We start from the raw sequence: 15,524 nt of genomic DNA, 5'->3' as shown, positions 1-15,524 counted from the left end.
TGTCCGATGTCTACCGTCCTGACGTTCCGCGAACTGCCCTACGCTAGGGAAAGCCTGGCGACCGTGTTGTCAACGACAGGGTCAACGACAGGGGCAATTGGGGATGACGGTGTCGTGGTAACCGACGCCACGCTGTTCTATCCCCATGGCGGCGGACAGCCGGGCGATCAGGGCGTCTTCATCACCGCCGACGGCCGTACGTTGAAGGTTCTCGATACGCGCAAGGGCGACAATGGCGAGGTGCATCACCTGCTCGATCCGACTCATGGACTGGAGCCGGGTCAGAGCGTCACCCAGCAGATCGACTGGCAACGACGCCACGCCCACATGCGCATGCACACCGCGTTGCACCTGCTTTCCGTGATCGTGCCCCATGGCGTTACCGGTGGCAGTATCGGTGCTGATCGCGGCCGGCTGGATTTTGATCTGGGCGAGGCCAGCTTCGACAAGGACGAGCTCAGCGAACGCCTCAACCGGCTGATTGCCGACGACTATCCGGTGACCAGCGAATGGATCAGCGAAGCGGAGCTCGACGCGCATCCCGAGCTGGTGAAGACGATGTCGGTGGCACCGCCGCGCGGCGCCGGCGAGATTCGCATGGTGCGTATCGGCGACATCGACTATCAGCCCTGCGGCGGCACCCATGTCGCCTCGACCGCGGAGATCGGCGCCGTGCAGGTCGCCAGCATCAAGAATCGTGGCGCGCGCAATCGTCGCTTCACGCTCACCTGGGCGGCGTCGGATATGCCCAATCCGGGCGGAAATGCCGGGGGTGGCCAATGATGTCGCTTGGTTGGTGGTTCTCGGTAGCGCTGTTTTCGGTCTCGATGTGCGGTACGCCTGGCCCCAACAATGTGATGCTGACCGCCTCCGGTGCGCTCTACGGCTATCGCCGTACCCTGCCGCATATCTTCGGCATCATGGCGGGCTGCTTCACGCTGTTCATGGCCGTGGCGCTGGGTCTGGGCGTGCTGTTCGAGCGTTTCCCGGTGCTGCAGCAGACGCTCAGGATCGTCGGCGCCGTCTATCTGCTCTATCTGGCGTGGAAGATCGCCACCGCGCCGCCCCCGGACCTGACCGCTAAAGAAGGGGCGCGCCCGCTGAACGCCTGGCAGGCGGCGGTGTTCCAGTTCGTCAATCCCAAGGCGTGGGTGATGGGCATTGCGCTGATCGCCGGCTTCATGCCGCACGAAGGATCGCTGCTGCTGAACGCGACCGTGCTGTCGCTGTTCATGGAGTTCGTCGGGTTTTTCTGCATTTCCTGCTGGGCCGGCTTCGGCATGGCGATCGGCAGGCTGTTGAAGACACCGCGGGCCTGGCGGATCTTCAACGGCGTAATGGGCCTGGCGACCGCCGCCTGCGTGGGCTTCATTCTGAGTTGAGGCACGCAGCGAGGTTTCGTAGCTAGAACGACCGCAGAAACTCGGTCTCCTTTGGTGTTAATTTTGCCCCGGAATCGTGATGATGCTGCTCGTGGTCCAGCTGCTTTTCTACGCTAGGTTGATTGACTTGTATATCTACGATAAGTAGGTGTTGATAAGGTTTCTTGCTTTATGTATCCAACTGAATAGTCACTGCCTTATAGCAGTGACTATTTAGCAATGCTTCTTCTTATGTAGTTTAGATGAATTTGCTACGATTTTTATCGCAATAGTCGACTAAATCACCATCCTTTTTATCTATTAATTCAATGATTTTGTCTGCACCATCATAATCTTCTTTGCTTGCATGGTTTATGTAGCTTTTAAAGAAGAGCTCACATTTTTCGTCTTTGCTATTAGCCGATAAAATTTTGCTGACATCCTGTTCTGGCGAAGCTCCATAAGAGAAGTTGGGTATAATCATGAAGCAAGCTACGATAATTTTATGATTCATTTTCTTCCTCCAAGAGAGTTTAATCCGGAGTTATTACCCATCTGCCACCTTTGTCTTCCATCTCGTAGCTATAAGTATAGTTATTGCAATATACAGTGTACCCCCTTCCCATTAAAAACTTATTAACCTTGTCGACGTTGTCACAAGTATATCCAGCTGCCGTAATTAATGTTTTCGCGCTTCTGTAGAGGTCAATATCGTAACCATATGAATTTCCTGATAATAGAAGCGAGACTGTAAACATAAGTAGAATTTTTTTCATCTTAGGATAATGCCTGAAAGCAGTGGGATGTTGTCATCTGATCTAAGTGTAAATTGACGTATACGTTTTATTACGTTCGCACCTTACCAGAAGTGCCCCATAGAGATAAAGCGCTACAGATATCGGGAGTAGTTGCGTAGCCTATACGCTAGTGACTAGCATAACGCCCTGCGGCGAAATTGGACTCCATTGAAGCCTTAAGAGGTCAGCTAAAGCTTGCATCTCCACTGAACGATCAGATGTACAATGTCTGAATCGAGCCGATGAAGGCTAACCTTGGTGAGTAACGTCACCACGCGGCGCGCACAAGAGCTAGATGGCGCGGGTTGAAGATATCGTTTATCACAGCGTGACACAGCTGACTGCCTCGGGCGCCTCTCTGTTAGGAATCTATCCTGAGCAGAGGTTGGCGGGAGGGGGATGGAAAGCTTGAATGAAAAGTTAAAAACTTTTACGCGCTCTAGAACGACGCCCGCGGCTGGCTCAGAAACTCGGTCTCGTCTGATGTCGACGCTCGGCCCAGAATCGCGTTGCGATGCGGATAGCGCCCGAAGCGCTCGATGATCTCGCGATGGCGTCGCTCGAAACGGACCTGCTCTTCCATGCCAGGCTGGTCGAACAGCATCGCCGCCTGGTCGTGAATGACGAGCGATTCGCTATGCATGAACGGCATGTAAACGAAGATACGCTGCTGCGTGGGCAATATGGCGTCATCGCCGGCGGCGATCGCTTCCTGCGCCAGAGCGAGCGCCAGCGGGTCCTGGGCGAAAGCTTCCGGGGTATCGCGATGAACGTTGCGCGAGAACTGGTCGAGCACCAGGATCTCTGCCAGTCGGCCGGAAGGCGTCTCGCGCCAATGCCAGCATTCGCAACGCGCGGCGGCGGCCAGGGTGTCGCCGAAGCGCTCGGCGATGGTGCGGTCGAGGTCGGTGTCCTTGCGGAACCAGTCCTTGGGGGTCAATTCCTCGAACCAGAAATCGAGAACCTGTTGAGGGTGAACAAGGGTAGTGGTCACGGGAGTCACCTGATCGTCGGGTCGGCAGGGGCAGCATAGTCGGTCAGCGCGCGGTCGCGACGGCGGATCTGCCAGGCGAAGCCGAAGCCGACCGGCAGCACCCCGACGGCGGCGAGCGCCAGCGTCGGTGCGGTGCCGGACAGCGCAATGATCCCGCCGCCGATGGCGGTGCCCAGCGACTGCCCGGTGAAAAAGGCGGTGGCGAACAGTGACACCGCCGCGCCACGCCGCTCCGGCGCCATCTGGGTGGCGGTGGTCTGCAGCGTGTTGTGCAGCATGTAGAACCCCAGCCCGAACAGATAGCAGCCGACGATAGCGACGCCGGGGGTTGGCCTCAGGCAGATGGCGGCCAGCGCGATCGCGATCAGCACACAGCCCGATTGGCACAGCCCGCTCTCGCCCAGCTTTGGCACCAGCCGTCGGGCCAGCAGCGCGAAGCTCAACCCTCCCAGCGCGAACACCGCCAGGATCAGCCCGGCTTCTGTCAACGGCAGCCCGCCGGCGATGTGCAGATGGCTCGCCACGAACGCGAACCCGCAGAAGACCGCCGCACCCTCGAAGAACACGGTAATCAAAACCACCTGCGGCCACGGCTTCTGCATTACGTGACGCAGGCTCACGCCGAGCGATTCCCGTTCCCGCTTCTGGGGCCGTTCGTGACGGCCGGCGCGGTACCACAGCAAGCCGCTGGCGGCGGCGAACAGCAGGGTATAGACCAGAAACGGCCACTGCCACCAATCCTGCTCCGCGGCCAGCCCGCCGAAGGTTTGACCGCAGGCCAGCCCGCCGATCTGCCCGATCAGAAACCGCGCCAGCACCGCCTGACGTTGCTCGTAGGGGACGTTATCGCCGATCCAGGCCATCGCCAGCGGGATCACCGCGGCACAACCCACGCCGGTCAGCATGCGCGCCGCGATCAAGGTCGCCAGGCTGCCCGATAGCGCGCACAGCAGGCTGGCCACGGCGGCGAGCAGGGAAAACAGCGAGATCACTCGCAGCTTGCCGTAGCGGTCCCCGCTCGGTCCCAGCACCAGCTGCAGACAACCGTAGACGATGGCGAAGGCGGTGATCGCCCAGGACGCGGCGCTCAGCGTGGTGGTATAGACCTCGGCTAGGCGCGGCAGCATCGGGTCGAGAATTCGCTGGGTGGCGGCGGCGCAGAACGCGGTCATCGCCAGCAGCACGATGGTGGGCCAGGGCGTGGGTGCTGCGGTTTGAGCGGGGATGGCTGACACGGGCGGCGAGTCCGGGCGAAGGAAGAGGTGCTTGCGATCTTAGCACGCTAAGTGGGAACCGCTGCGGTCCATGCGCCGACTTTTCCGGCGGGCACCGCCCATCGGCATGGGACAGGCGCGAGTTGCACAATTCGTGAACGCTGTTTTCTTATTGCCGAGTCAAGCTGGGTGCATTCCCCGGACTCACTCGCTGTTCGTTTCGTGAAGACGGCGACGTAAGGAGGTTTCCATGAAACATCGTGCATTGACGATTGGCGTCATGATTGCCGCACTGAGCACCGGCGGCCTCGCCCAGGCCAATCCCGGACAGGGTAACGGACACGGTCCTGGTAATGGGCCCGGCCCGGGCCATGATCGCGGCCGCGACCACGGGCCCCATGGCCATGATCACGGCGGCCCCCATGGTCGAGACGATCATCACGATCACGGCCGGCACGATCACGGCCGCTACCGCGATCACCATCATGATTGGCGTGAAGGAGGTCATATTGCCAGCCGCTATTACCGCGACGATCGCTACTGGGTGCGTGACTGGCATTCGCGTCACCTGCCGCAACCGCCCCACGGCCACCGCTGGATGCGGATCGACGGCGACTATGTGCTGGCAGCCGTCGCCACCGGCGTGATCGCGGCGATCGTGCTGGGGCGCTGATTTCGGCGCTGCCGTCTTGCGGGTCAGCGCGCTTTCGGCGCCTTACACCAAAGCGGCAGTGTCTCTTCTCCGGCTTCTGGTAGGCTCGTCGCTTCGCTCCACTGGCGACGTGACCCACATGAATCTCAAGGCTCTCAGACTCTTCCGGCTGACCGTATTGCACGGCTCGCTATCGGCGGCCGCGCAGGCGGCCAATCTGAGCCAGCCCGCCGCCAGCCGGCTGATCGCGACGCTGGAAGCGGAACTCAAGCTGACGCTGTTCGAGCGTACCCACCAGAAATTGCTGCTGACCTTGGAAGGCGAACGCTTTTACCGCGAGGCCGAGCACATTCTCAACGGCGTCGAGGAGATTCCCACCATCGCCGGCGAGATCCGCCAGCAGACGGTTGAGAGCCTGCGCATCATCACCTCCGCGCCCATCGGCGCCACGCTACTGCCGGCGGCGATCGCCCGCCTGCGCGAGGGCTGTCGCGAGCTCAGTTGCAAGATCGATATCGGCAGTCGCTTCGACGTCGAGCGTCAGGTCGGGTCGCGACGCTACAACATCGGCCTGCTCTCGCTGCCGGTGGAGAACGCCATCGTCGAGCTGGCAGTGGAGCCTTTGCTGCAGGCGACGACTCAGGTGCTGATGCCGGCGAAGCACCCGCTGGCGGCGCTCGAACGGATACCGGTCGAGGCGCTGGCTGACTCGCCTTTCGTCACCCTCAAGCCGCAACAGATCTGGCGCCAGCGGCTGGAGCGGCTGTTCGAGGGGATCGGGCGCAAGCCCCGCATCGCGCTGGAGGTCGGCTCGACGCAACTGGTGCCGCGCTTCGTGGAAGCGGGATTCGGGCTGGGGCTGCTCGATCTGGCCTGCTGCGGTGCCACGATGGGTTCTGGCGGTGAGGGCGGCGGCACGGTGATGCGGCCGATCACGCCCGCCACCGACCTGACCTACGCCTGCATTCTGCCGCCGGCGGGTCAGCGTCCCATTGCGCGGCGCTTCATCGAGGCATTACGCGAGACGCTGGAGGCGCGCGGCCAGGGAGACCGCGCGTTCCGTGACGGCGTCACCCTGCTGCCGTGAGGCGGATCGAGGCGTTTCTCGTCTACAGTTTCAAGGTGTAGCCGAGCAGGACGCGATTCTCGTTGACGTCACGGGTGAAATTGGCGCGCCGGGCGGCATTGCGCCAGCGCAGCGATAACCCTTCGAGCATGCCGCCCTGGACGATGTATTCGATGTCGACGTCCCGTTCCCACTCCCGCGCCTCGCCATCGAACCCGTTGACGCTGGCCTGATCGCCCATGGCATAGCGCATCATGAAGGTCAGCCCCGGCAGCCCGAACCGGGAAAACTCGTAGTCGTAACGGACGTGCCAGACCCGCTCGTCGGTCTCGGTGAAATTGCTGATCTGGTACTGGGAAAACAGATAGACGTTGGTGCCGCTGAGATAAGTGAAGGGGGTGGTACCGAACTGGGACTGATAGCCGCCGCTCCAGCTATGCCCGTCCAGTCGATAGCGCAGTCGCGTGCTGACGGCGCGGTTGTCCACCTCACCGGCCTCGGCGGCGCCCTGTTCGCTGGCGTCGAAGTAGCGCAGATCGGCGCCCAGCCGACCCGAACCGAGATTGATGCCGTCGCTCAGCCCCACGTAGTGCTGGCGGTAGATGTCTTCCAACTGCGCGTAGTGGTAGCCGAGCCGGGCGCGCTTGCCGAGATGATACTCCCCGCCGACGAACTGGAATCGGGTACTGGTGGCCTTGCCATAGGCGCTGCTCTTGCGAGTCAGCGCCATCGGCTCGTAGTCGGTCTCGTCGCGCTGGCGGGTGCGGTTGAGCTGGCCCGCGGTCAGCTCCAGCCCGTCGATGTCGGTCGAGGTGATCTGCGTTCCCCGAAACGATTGCGTGAACAGTCGGCTGGCATTGGGCCGCAGCGATGGTAGTCGAGGCTCGAGGTAGCCGTAGCGCAGCACGCTGTCGCCGGCACGGATCTTGGCGGTGGCGCCGAACTTGGTGTAGTTGTCCTCGGCGCGGCCATCGTCATCGATCTCGAGCAAACCGGTGCCGGAACGGGACGGGCTCGAATCGAGTTTCACCCCCAGCATGCTGATGGTATCGACGCCGAGCCCGACCGGGCCTTCGGTAAAGCCGGAGTCGGCCCGGAACAGGAAGCCCTGCGCCCACTCCTCGCGCTTGTTGTCGTCCGTGTCTCCCTCGAGATAGTCGCGGGTGATGAAGTAGTTCTTGAGTTCCAGCGACGCGGTGCTGTCCGCCAGGAAATCGGCCTGGGCTGGCGCGGAGAGCGCCAGAGTCAATGCCAAAGTGCAGGTGCCCGCGAGAGGCGTTGCTATCGAGAGAAGGGTTGTTGCCGATAGAAGCGTTGTCGTCAAAAGGGCCGGGAGCGCGCGTGCGAGTCGGGATCGCCGGATCGTGGTGCGGTGGCATGGCGTGGTCATGATGAACTCCTGTTCGTTTTTCATGTTGTGGGGAGCTTCTGGGTATTGCCGGGAGCTGTCGGGAACTGCTGGCGTGGAGCGCCCGCCCGCGGCTCGACTTGACCATCGAGCGGGCGCAGGTTCCCTGCCTCGCCCGCTGAGCGAACGAGGTGCGGTGATCGAAAAGGCGTTGCGAAGTCGAGAGCTAGCGGTGGGGTTGGCTGTCCGGCGGTGTCTCCGGCGTGACGACGTCGAAGGTGCCATCGCGTTCGAAGGCGGCGAACTGCTTGGCGGCGAAGGGGGCGATGCCGGCGTTGTCGTGGCCGACGTCGGGCACGGTCTGGAATGCCCAGTGGAAGTCGAAGCCGTAGCGGTTGGCCTTCTGCTCGGCGGTCTTGTAGTAGACCCAGGCACGTTCGACCCGGTTGTTGCCCTGGGCCATCGCCTGGTAGCTGCGGCGCAGATACTTGTGCCAGGGGTCGGTATCTTCGGCGCCGACCGTCACTAGCAGATTCAGGCCGGCGAGCTGGCGCTGGGCATCGCGGTCGACCTCGACCGGCGCGTTCTTGAGCCCGTAGGGCCACTCGTTGTCGGTATCGGGCAGCGTCCACCAGCCCGCCGCCGAGCAGATTGCCGCCTGGACCCGCGACTGCGGCACGAAGGTCAGCATGCGGTGGACGAACTGGCAGCCCGCGCTGTGACCGAACAGGTAGTAGCGCTGGCGTTCGGTCTGACCGGCCTGCTCGAAATCGGTGAAGAGGCCGTCGATGACGCTGTACGACCATGCCTCGGGCGGGTTGGATTGGCCGTCGGCACTGACCAGATTGCCTAGGTTGTAGCCCGCGACGCCGGGATAGTCCTGCTTGGAAAAGCGTGGCACGACGATGGTAAAGCCGTACTCGTCGGCGGCGTCGATCCAGGCGTCGCGATAATCCTCGGCGTTGCGCTTGAGGCCGGTCAGCACGAACACGATCGGTGTCTGGGCATCGGCATCCTCGGGCACGTAGCTTGCGACTTCGATCTGGCGCTGGCTGTCCGGCAGCGTGAAGGTCGATTCATGACTGCCCGTGGCCAGGGTCTGAGAAGTATTTGATACCTGAGACGTCTGCGAGTGCGCCAGCGGCGACAGAGCGAGGCCGCCTAGCGCCAGCATGAGGCGAAGAGAGCGTCTTGATGTTATTGGCATGATCCTTCCTCTTCTTTTTCTTCTTCGAAAGCGCGTGCAAGACGCGTGGCGAGATGCCGGGCCGAGGCCGCCATCGCCAGGGCGATCTGGCGGCTCTGTCCGGTGTAGTGCTCGGGGGCGAGGGCCTGGTCGAGCGCGGCCCGGTCGCCGTAGTGGCGGCGCACGGTATCGTTTTCGAACAGCGCCTCGGCAAAGGAGAGATCGCCGTCACGACTGGCGACGATGGCCTCGTGGACGAGATCGTGGGCACGCTGGCGGCCGATCTCTTCGCTCAGTTCGAGCATGATGTGTTCGGACATCAGCGGTGCGGCGTTGGCCATCAGGATCTCGCGCATCCGCTCGGGGCGCGGAACCAGCCGGTTCAGCAGCGTGTGTTGGGTGGCAGCGACCCGATAGGCGAGCGTGCCGGCCTGATCCAGCAGCTTGTAGAGGCGGAAATTGCACGACGCGTCGCCCTCGTGGGAGGGGCGCGCGGTCTCCAGCGCCGGCGCCACCAGGCTGCGGAGCTCGCCGGCCTCGGCAAGTAGATTGACGGCAAACTTAGGGTTGAACTTGTGCGGCATGGTGCTGCTGCCGACCACTTCATCCCCCTGGTTTTCGCTGACCTCCTCGAACTCGTTGGCCATCAGCGTGTAGAGCTCTTGGCCCAGGCGTTCGCAGCCGGCGGCGTAGAGCCCCAGCGTGGTGATGTACTCGACCAGACCGTCGACGGCGGCGCGGGAGTGAACCCGGGAGACGCCGAGACCGAGCCGGACAGCCAGCGCTTCCGCCAGCGGCTGGCCTTCGTCGGCGTAGCTGTGCATGGCGCCGCTGGCGCCGCCGAAAGTCAGCACGAAGGTGCGCGCTTCGACCGCTTCCAGCCGCTCGACGTTACGCTCCAGCTCCTCGATCCAGCCGGCGACCTTGTAGCCGAAGGTGATCGGCAGGGCGTGGCGACGATTGGTGCGCGAGACGCACGGCCATTCGGCGCCGCGTTCGGCGAGATCCGCCAGACACTGTAGCTGCGCGGCGAGCTGCGCCTTGAGCCAGCGATGCGAACGCTTCAGCTGCAGCATCTTGCCGGTGAGAATGATGTTCTGCGTCGTGGCGCCGAGGTGGACGTAGCCGCCGGCGTCGCCATCGCAGCGTTCGGCCAGCGCCCGCACCAGCGACATCACCGGCGACATAGTGCGTTCGATGTCCGTGGCCAGCGCCTCGCGATCGAGCTGATCGAGGGTCGCGCAGCGCTCGATTTCCGCCGCGGCGGCAGTGGGAATCATGCCCCGTTCGGCCTGGGTCAGCGCCAGCGCGCTTTCGACCTCGAGCCACGCCTGCCAGGTGGCATCGCGAGAAAAGAGGTGGTCGGTCGAATCGGGAAGCTGATCAATATTCATGGTCGGTTCTCGCCAAAGGTGTGCAGAGTCGTTCGACGTTGCAGGTTCAGACCATCGGTTCGCGGAAGATCGCGGCTCATTTCACGCCCACGAACAGCGCGGTATAGACGAACAGCACGATCAAGCCGCCGATCAGCGGGATCGCGGTGCGCTTGACGATATCGATGGGTGAGCAGCCGGCGGCTTCACTGACCGCGATGATCACCCCGGAAACCGGCGACAGCGAGCGCGCGATCCCGGCCGTGAACTGCAGCGGCAGCAGCAGGGCCACCGGGCCGGCGGCCGTGGCGGCCGCGACATTGGGCGCCAGGCCGGCGAAAGAGAAGAACGCCGCGTTGCCGGAACCGGTGAGGATGGCGGTCACCGCGACCAGCAGACAGGTGACCAGGGTCATCCCGAACAGGCCGAATCCCGCGCCCTGAGCCGCGCCGATCATGAAGTCGATGGCCCCGATCGCAGTGAGGCCAGCGGCGAAGAACTCGGCGCAGATGATCAGCGAGATGATCGAGGAGAACATCTGGCCCATGCCCTGGAAGAAGGTCATGAAGCCCTTGAATACCGCCTGCAGCTCACGGCGCTTGCGCACCATCTCGCAGAACAGGCCCAGCACGGCGCCGATGATCATCGCCGTCACCACGCCGATCTCGATCTGATGGATCAGCAGCTTGCTGAAGATCAGAATCAGCGTCAGCGGCAGGATCGGCAGCAGCGCGTAGAAGCCGGGGACACGCGGGGCCTCCGTCTCGCCATCGGCAATGGCGTGGGCGGTCGGGTCGGGATCGACCACGTGGCCGCTGCGACGATCGAAATACTTGGCGCTGAAGTAGGTCAGCACGCAGATGACCGGCACGATGAACAGCGACGCCGGGATCTGGTACTGGGCGAAGTAGATCGCCACGTCCATGTTGGCGGTATGCGCGGCCAGGTTGGCGGTGCCGGAGGCCGGCCCCAGATCGAGCACCGAGGTCATGCCGATCATCGCCGCGGCGGACGCCTTGCTGACGCCCAGGCGTACCAGTGTGGGATAGAGCGTAACCAGCAGCAGCATGGCGAGCCCCGCTGCGCTGGGGATGAAGATGTTCAACACCTGCCCCACGGCATAGCCGAGCGCCAGGACCAGATAGGGCGCGCGCATCCGCGCCAGCGGGCGGGTGCCGATATTGACCATCGCCTGGGTGGCGCCGATATGGTCCATGTACTTGGCGAAGCCACCGGCGGCCATGATGATCAGCCCCAGCCCGGCCAGGCGGTAGGACATGATCTGATGGATGAACTCGAAGATATCGAAACCGGCCCAGCCGCTGGTTTCGGTCTCCTTGAACAGCACCGATTGCGCGGGGAAGAACAGCGCGGTGGCGACGAACAGCGCAAGCCCGGCGAGCAGCAGCACGGTCTGCGGTTGGTATTTCTTGATGACCAGCGTGCCGGCGAACGCCGTCACCGCCATGGCTATGAGAAACGCGACCATGATCGAATCCCTTGATTGTTGGAGTCGACACGGTAGTCAGCGCCGGCGGCGCGAGGCTATTGCGTTATCGCTATGCCCGCATCGCGTTTTTGCATGTCACGATAACTTTTTGAAATTAAATCGATAAATATCCGGTGAAAGTCTTATTTCGACCCGTGTTGCGACCAAAGATGTAACGGCCCGAGCCATCTTTCGATGACCCGGGCCGTCAATTTTCAGCCAAAGATGGGCGATGCCTACACTTCGACGTTCAGGGTCACATCGATGTTGCCGCGAGTGGCGTTGGAGTAGGGGCAGACCTGATGGGCCTTCTCGACCAGGGCTTCGGCTTGTTCCCGATCCATGCCCGGCAGCTTCACCGTCAGCGTCGCTTCGATGCCGAAACCCTCGCCCTTGGGGCCGATGCCGACTTCACCCTGGATCCGGGTATCGTCGGGTAGCTTGGCCTTCTCTTTCGAGGCGACCAGTTTCAGCGCGCCGATGAAGCAGGCGGAATAACCGGCCGCGAACAGCTGCTCGGGGTTGGTGCCGTCGCCGCCGGCGCCCCCCAGCTCCTTGGGCGTCGACAGTTTGAGATCGATGACACCGTCGGCGGCGGTGGCCCGGCCGTCGCGGCCGCCAGTGACAGTTGCTTCGGCGCGGTAGAGGACTTTATCGAGTGACATGGTGAATCTCCTTGCGAGTTAAAGATCGCGGTCGATTAAATCGCGTACGATCTATTGGGGTAAAAAGCTGGCTGAAAATAGTCTTCTATTAAACGCGCCAACGCTTCACTGAGTGTCGAGTCGCTGACGCAGCCCATGCAACGCGTCGCGCAGCTCGGCGGCTTCCTCGGGCGTGCACTGGCCCGCACAGCCGGCGGCATGGGGGATCGCCTTGGCCTGCTCGCGCAGCGAACGGCCCTTCTCGGTCAAGGCGATCTCGACCTGGCGTTCATCCTGGCGTGAGCGCTGCCGGGTGATGAGCGCCGCCGCTTCCAGCCGTTTCAACAGCGGCGTCAGCGTGGCCGAATCCAGATAGAGCTGCTCGCCGATCTCCGATACCGTCTGCCGGTCCCGCTGCCACAGCACCAGCATGGTCAGGTACTGGGGATAGGTCAGATCGAGCTCGCGCAGCAGGCCGCGGTAGAGCTTGTTCATCGCCAGCTGTGTCGAATAGAGCGCGAAACAGAGCTGCGATTCGAGAGCCAAGGCGTCGTCGGTGTCATCGGGTGTCATCATGCGAGCAATTTATATCGCGCACGATTCAATCGCCAATTAGGTTTTGCTATGAAGGTGATCACGAGGAGGATCGCGTCAACAGACGCTGGCGGGTCGACCGATCACGCGGGAGCAACCCCACGCTGAGCCCGAAAGGGCGAAAGGCGCGATTGAGAGAACCCAGTGATTGGGTCCCGCTGTCGTTCTCGATGGCCGAGAGCGTCCGGCGGCTCACCGACGCCAGTGCGGCATAGCGGGTCTGGTTCATCTCCAGAACCTCCCGGCGCAGTCGTTTCAGCAGCGCTCCCGTGGTGATTTTTTCCTCGAACAGCTGGTCGAGCAGATCGAACAGCAGCGCTTCGCGTTCCTGAGGAGAAAGACGGCTCATGTCAGCCCCCAGGCATCGAGTTTTTCGTCGAGATAATCGAACCCTAGCGCGGGCAGATCGAGAATCGAATTCGGAACGCCTCGCTGCCGCAGGCGAGCCTTCAGGCCTTTCAATCGTCTTCCCAGCTGGCGAAGCTCGGCGAGCAGGTCGTCGGCGGGAACCAGCGGATCGAGCCGTTGAGCGATCCCTTGCCAGTCGAAACGGCCGCCTTCTTCGTAGGGTGCGCCCCATTGCGTGGTGCGCATGATGCCTTCGGGGTCCGCCTTCATGGGCGCGAAATCATAGACCGGCGCCAGCCCCAGGCCATCGGGCCGCTTGATCATCGCGGTATTGCGGCCATGATTGTCCGAGTTGCCGAAAGTGACGTTGAGAAGATCCCGCTTGACCCACTCCACGACGAAACGGGAAACGTCGAAGGACTCGCCCATTTCCCTGACGCGATATTGCTGCTGACACTTGGCAATCAGCGTGTCGATCGCTTCGAAATGATTGAGGAAAGTGCCCGGAGGCTTCTCCAGCAGCGAATAGAGCGACTCCAGACCGTAAAGCGTGCGCTCTCCTTTGATGAAATCCACATCGAATCGAGGCAGCCAGAGGCTGGGGTAGCGTCCCCCTTCGATGAGTTCCATACCGCGGATGGCGATGGTATCGACGCCCAGCGCCTGCAGCTCGTGATAGTAGTGGTACTCCGCGCGCAGAATGTCGCAATCCATCTCCGAGCGTGGCCCACGGGGGAATTTCACCAGGTAATGCGCATCGGTATTGCGGGGATCGTCCTGCCAGGTATCGATCCAGATCTCATCCTGCGGGCTGCGACGCAGCAGCAGTTTGGGGGCTTCGCCGCCCGCGCCGGTCGCACCGCCGCCGGCGGCGCCCACCTGCTGGGCATATTCCAGAAAGTCGGTATGGCGTTCCACGACATCGTCCAGCGTGAATCGATGGTGTTTCAGCTGGCTACCCGTCGGCAGTTGGGGCAGCGCCTGCTTGATTCGCAGATTGCCGACGGGCGCTATCGTGCCTTGGGCCAGCAAGGCGTGGTCCTGTTCGTGCGGGGGCAGTGACTGAAGTCCCAGTCGATTGACCCAGTAACGCCGGCTGGCCCCCGACGGCATGATGTCGTCGAGCATGGCGAACCAGTTCTTCCGGCGATACAGCAGCATCAGCTCGACCGGCAAGTTCAGACTGCAGGCGTGCTCGTCGTCCCGGCCCATCCAGTCGATGGCGTAATCGGTCGAGTAGCCCAGCGCAATCGTGCCGCGTCGACCCGCCTTCGGATCGTCGATCTGAAGTTCTGCGGCATCGTGCCATTGGCCGTGATGAAACAACTGTATCGTCAGTGACATATCGAGTGTACTGGGTAAATTATTGCTCAAATTTATCATGTCCGACTGGAGTGAGCTATTTTTTGCTCATAAAATGCTTTTCTCGTCATTAGTGAGAAATAAATTGCTCAAAATGGCAATGTCATCGCCACCGATCCCAGGCCGGCTGTGGCGCCAGCGATTCCCGCAAATAGTCTAGAAACGCCCGCACCTTGCGCGTTCGTAGGCGGCGCTCGGTGGTCAGCACGTGAATATCGCGGCGCCCGGGCATGACCTCTCCGCGCCACGCTTCGAGCAGCGGGACCAAATCGCCCCGCGAAAGCGCATCGCCGATCAGCCAGGTCGGAAACAGCACCAGACCCTGGCCCAGCAGCGCGGCGCGCAGCAGGCTCTCGGCATCGTTGCTGTAGAGGTTGCCGGCGACCTCGAACGGGGTCGAACCGCTCTGGTCCGGCGCCTGGAAATACCAGCGCTGGCGGCCCATCTCACCCTGATAGAGCAGGCAGTTGTGATCGCTCAGCGCCTCGGGCGTCCGCGGCTCGCCGTTCGCGGCCAGATAGCTCGGTGCCGCGGCCACCACGTAATTCATCGGCGCCAGACGGCGTGCCACCAGCGAGGAGTCGGCCAGATCGCCGACGCGAAAGGTGATGTCGTGACCCTCGCGTACCGGGTCGACGACATGATCGCTCAGCTGCAGTTCGGCGGTGATACCGGCATGCCGACGCTGGAAAGCATGCAGCAGCGGCACGATCTGGCGCTGGCCGAAGGCGACCGGCGCATTGATCCGTAGCACGCCGCTGGGCTCGGGGTCGGGATAGGTGAGCGCTTCGGTGGCAAGATCGAGCCGCTCCAGAATCTCGCGCACTTCCTCGTAGTAGCGCTCTCCCGCCTCGGTCAGGGTGACCGCACGGGTATGTCGATACAGCAGCGGTTGCCCGACCGCCTCTTCCAGCCCGCGAATTTGGCGGGATACCGACGACACCGCACGGTGGAAGTGATGCGCGGCCGCGGTGAAACTGCCGGTCGCCGCGACCCGTTCGAACACGCGCAGGGCGTTGAGATCCAGCGAATTGAGATTCACGACGTTGAAACCCATGGCTTTGAAATGTCTGAGGTTGCGTCTGGCGCAATAAAG

The 15,524-nt window shown here is 62.4% G+C and carries 16 protein-coding genes; 4 read left to right on the top strand and 12 right to left on the bottom strand.

Features of this window, described 5'->3' with window-relative positions; translation table 11 throughout:
* The first annotated feature begins 6 nt into the window (after positions 1-6).
* Complete coding sequence (locus DOM58_RS14560; RefSeq protein WP_110693451.1) at positions 7-783, top strand: alanyl-tRNA editing protein; 777 nt, start codon at positions 7-9, stop codon at positions 781-783.
* Positions 780-1,382, top strand: a complete 603-nt coding sequence (locus tag DOM58_RS14555; protein ID WP_110693450.1) for a LysE family translocator — start codon at positions 780-782, stop codon at positions 1,380-1,382. The genes DOM58_RS14560 and DOM58_RS14555 overlap by 4 nt, the downstream gene beginning before the upstream one ends.
* Before the next feature lie 238 nt (positions 1,383-1,620).
* Here DOM58_RS14555 and DOM58_RS14550 read toward each other — a convergent pair whose 3' ends face one another.
* The 3 genes from DOM58_RS14550 to DOM58_RS14540 form a co-directional block, all read right to left on the bottom strand.
* Positions 1,621-1,875 (bottom strand): hypothetical protein, encoded by a 255-nt coding sequence (locus tag DOM58_RS14550; protein WP_110693449.1) that lies wholly within the window; start codon positions 1,873-1,875, stop codon positions 1,621-1,623.
* Positions 1,876-2,597: 722 nt separating this feature from the next.
* Positions 2,598-3,152, bottom strand: a complete 555-nt coding sequence (locus DOM58_RS14545) for a DUF924 family protein (protein ID WP_110693448.1) — start codon at positions 3,150-3,152, stop codon at positions 2,598-2,600.
* A 5-nt stretch (positions 3,153-3,157) separates the two neighbouring features.
* Complete coding sequence (locus tag DOM58_RS14540) at positions 3,158-4,387, bottom strand: MFS transporter (protein ID WP_110693447.1); 1,230 nt, start codon at positions 4,385-4,387, stop codon at positions 3,158-3,160.
* 229 nt (positions 4,388-4,616) lie between these two features.
* On the opposite strand from DOM58_RS14540, the gene DOM58_RS14535 reads away from it, so the two are divergent.
* Both DOM58_RS14535 and DOM58_RS14530 read left to right on the top strand, forming a co-directional pair.
* On the top strand, positions 4,617-5,039 hold the full coding sequence (locus DOM58_RS14535; protein WP_110693446.1) for an RcnB family protein: 423 nt from the start codon (positions 4,617-4,619) through the stop codon (positions 5,037-5,039).
* Between the two features lie 118 nt (positions 5,040-5,157).
* A complete protein-coding gene (locus DOM58_RS14530; RefSeq protein ID WP_110693445.1) occupies positions 5,158-6,105 on the top strand; it encodes a LysR family transcriptional regulator in 948 nt (315 codons plus the stop codon).
* Between the two features lie 22 nt (positions 6,106-6,127).
* Here the strand turns inward: DOM58_RS14530 and DOM58_RS14525 are convergent, their stop codons facing one another.
* From DOM58_RS14525 to DOM58_RS14485, 9 genes are all read right to left on the bottom strand, one after another.
* Entirely contained in the window at positions 6,128-7,339 is a 1,212-nt protein-coding gene (locus tag DOM58_RS14525) for an OprD family porin (protein ID WP_223162192.1), read from the bottom strand.
* A 319-nt stretch (positions 7,340-7,658) separates the two neighbouring features.
* Positions 7,659-8,639: an alpha/beta hydrolase family protein gene (locus DOM58_RS14520; RefSeq protein ID WP_223162191.1), complete on the bottom strand. Its 981-nt coding sequence runs from the start codon at positions 8,637-8,639 to the stop codon at positions 7,659-7,661.
* The gene (locus DOM58_RS14515; protein WP_110693442.1) at positions 8,630-10,012 is read right to left on the bottom strand and encodes a lyase family protein; all 1,383 of its coding nucleotides are present in this window, start codon (positions 10,010-10,012) and stop codon (positions 8,630-8,632) included. Before DOM58_RS14515 ends, DOM58_RS14520 begins: the two co-directional genes overlap by 10 nt.
* Positions 10,013-10,088: 76 nt before the next feature.
* Positions 10,089-11,480, bottom strand: a complete 1,392-nt coding sequence (dcuC, locus tag DOM58_RS14510) for a C4-dicarboxylate transporter DcuC (protein ID WP_075561584.1) — start codon at positions 11,478-11,480, stop codon at positions 10,089-10,091.
* Between the two features lie 236 nt (positions 11,481-11,716).
* Positions 11,717-12,145: an organic hydroperoxide resistance protein gene (locus DOM58_RS14505; protein ID WP_110693441.1), complete on the bottom strand. Its 429-nt coding sequence runs from the start codon at positions 12,143-12,145 to the stop codon at positions 11,717-11,719.
* A 105-nt stretch (positions 12,146-12,250) separates the two neighbouring features.
* Positions 12,251-12,697, bottom strand: coding sequence for a MarR family winged helix-turn-helix transcriptional regulator (locus DOM58_RS14500; protein ID WP_110693698.1), 447 nt, complete (start codon positions 12,695-12,697; stop codon positions 12,251-12,253).
* Positions 12,698-12,758: 61 nt separating this feature from the next.
* Entirely contained in the window at positions 12,759-13,067 is a 309-nt protein-coding gene (locus DOM58_RS14495; protein ID WP_031385032.1) for an XRE family transcriptional regulator, read from the bottom strand.
* A complete protein-coding gene (locus DOM58_RS14490) occupies positions 13,064-14,410 on the bottom strand; it encodes a type II toxin-antitoxin system HipA family toxin (RefSeq protein WP_110693440.1) in 1,347 nt (448 codons plus the stop codon). The genes DOM58_RS14495 and DOM58_RS14490 overlap by 4 nt, the downstream gene beginning before the upstream one ends.
* A 121-nt stretch (positions 14,411-14,531) precedes the next feature.
* A complete protein-coding gene (locus DOM58_RS14485) occupies positions 14,532-15,455 on the bottom strand; it encodes a LysR family transcriptional regulator (RefSeq protein WP_110693697.1) in 924 nt (307 codons plus the stop codon).
* Between the last annotated feature and the right edge of the window lie 69 nt (positions 15,456-15,524).

The sequence above is a fragment of the Salinicola halophyticus genome (assembly GCF_003206695.1).
GTDB classification, from domain to species: Bacteria; Pseudomonadota; Gammaproteobacteria; order Pseudomonadales; family Halomonadaceae; genus Salinicola; species Salinicola halophyticus.
The sequence above is the reverse complement of the archived record's forward strand: the minus strand, read 5'-3'. Positions and strand labels throughout refer to the sequence as shown.